This is a genomic window from Bacillus sp. JJ1503 (assembly GCF_036965125.1).
Lineage (GTDB): Bacteria > Bacillota > Bacilli > Bacillales > Cytobacillaceae > Cytobacillus.
Genome location: NZ_JBALOZ010000401.1, coordinates 1 through 1,714 on the forward strand (window position 1 = coordinate 1; position 1,714 = coordinate 1,714).

Here is a 1,714-nt window from a genome sequence, read left to right on the forward strand (position 1 = left end):
ATAAAAAAAAGAATAAAGATATAAATGAAAATAAAGGCCAAGATTCTCAAGAAAACAATTCAACAATAAACTTGGGTAATTATAATCATTATTTAGAACTTGATGAAATATGTTTGTTTCAGCAAGAAGATGTAGCTTGGTATGGATATACTCCTAATTACAGAGACCAAATGTATTTAAAAACATCTATGGATATGGGCAATGTTAGGTTAAGTTCAATTAGTGAAATATCAGATGGTGAGCCAGATGATATATGGAATGTTAGAGCAGCAGGAACTCTTTATTTAACTAATAAAAAAGTTATTGTTTATGATAAAGGTTTTAGTAATGTATGGACTAAGTTAAGCATTGAAGGGGATTACCCAGAACAGGCTTATGGGTTTCTATTAGAAGATATTACAGATGTTAAACAAATGGAGTTAACGAATGTTGGTTTAAAAGGAATTCTTGTTTCAACGACTCGTGGACCATGTATTTTAGCACCTTCCCATAGAAAATACAATGGAAGAAGGACGCCTATAATGAATGAATATACTTCACTTATAGAATTTGGGGAAAGGCTGATTACTATAAAAGAAACTCCTGAAATTGATAGACTGCAAAAAAAAATTGATGATATAAAGAAGGAAAGGCTTGAAGTGGAAAAAAAGCATAATTTTTAAAACTTAAAATTTGGGGAAACCCATTCTTACGGCAGGAACTTAGAATGGGTTTTTACATTAAAAAGGAATCAATGCTTTTTTCTATTAAGGGTTCGCTGACAAAACGCAGATATTATACATAAAGACAACTATTGTAAAAAGTAGTAACTAATACGGTATTAAGACTATATTTTGGTTATTTGTTATCGGTTTAACTTTTGGATATGAAAAATTTAACTGAAGAACAGCAGATAAGATAGTATTGAGGGTCATCAATAAAGTTTGATCATTTGTAAAAAAGATTGATATTTTATCAAAGTTTGATAAAACCCTGTATTAATAGGATTTTTCTTTTGACCCTTAAACTTCAGTTATATTATTCAATTAAAGGGCCAGATTGTGGAGTAAGGGAGGTAATCAGATGGTTCATCTCGAAATTGTAAGTTATGCCAAAACAACACGCCGCAAATGAATATTGACCAAAGGGATTATCTATTAAAAGGGATAAGATTGGAGGGAATAGAAAATGGATGTAAGGACACTTTTGTTACAACAATGGGCAAGCTGCTTAGATAAAGAAGACTGGTTTCCACCACTTGAAAAAGTACTAGAGAATATTACTTTGGAACAGGCAATTTGGAAACCAGTTGAGGGGGCACATTCCATTTGGGAATTAGTTTGTCATTTACTTTTCTTTGAAAAGAGAATTCTGTTACGCTTTCTTGGTGAAACAGCAAATGAACCAAAGGCAGAAAATAATGACGCTACATATCGATTACCAACTGAGACCTTTCAAAATTGGAAGGAAACAAAACAAGAATACTTTTCTGTTCATCGTGAACTTGAAAAAATACTAGCAAAATCAGATCTAGAAGATTTGTATAGACCGATTCCAAATGACAATCCATTAGTGCTTGAACTGAAGAGTTTAGCAATGCACGACGCATATCATATTGGACAAATTGTATTCCTAAGTAAAATGCAAGGAGCTTGGCCAGGGAAACGCAGCTTCTAAAAAAGCCTTTTTAGCTTTACAGTTATTCCTTTATAGGGCGCTTTTCTGAAATAAGGAA

General features: G+C 32.3%; 2 protein-coding genes. Both read left to right on the forward strand.

Features of this window, described 5'->3' with window-relative positions; translation table 11 throughout:
- On the forward strand, positions 1-662 hold a 662-nt coding region (locus tag V7149_RS23815; protein ID WP_335348054.1), incomplete at its 5' end, for a hypothetical protein.
- Positions 663-1,167: 505 nt separating this feature from the next.
- A complete protein-coding gene (locus V7149_RS23820; protein WP_335348055.1) occupies positions 1,168-1,656 on the forward strand; it encodes a DinB family protein in 489 nt (162 codons plus the stop codon).
- The last annotated feature ends 58 nt before the right edge of the window (positions 1,657-1,714 follow it).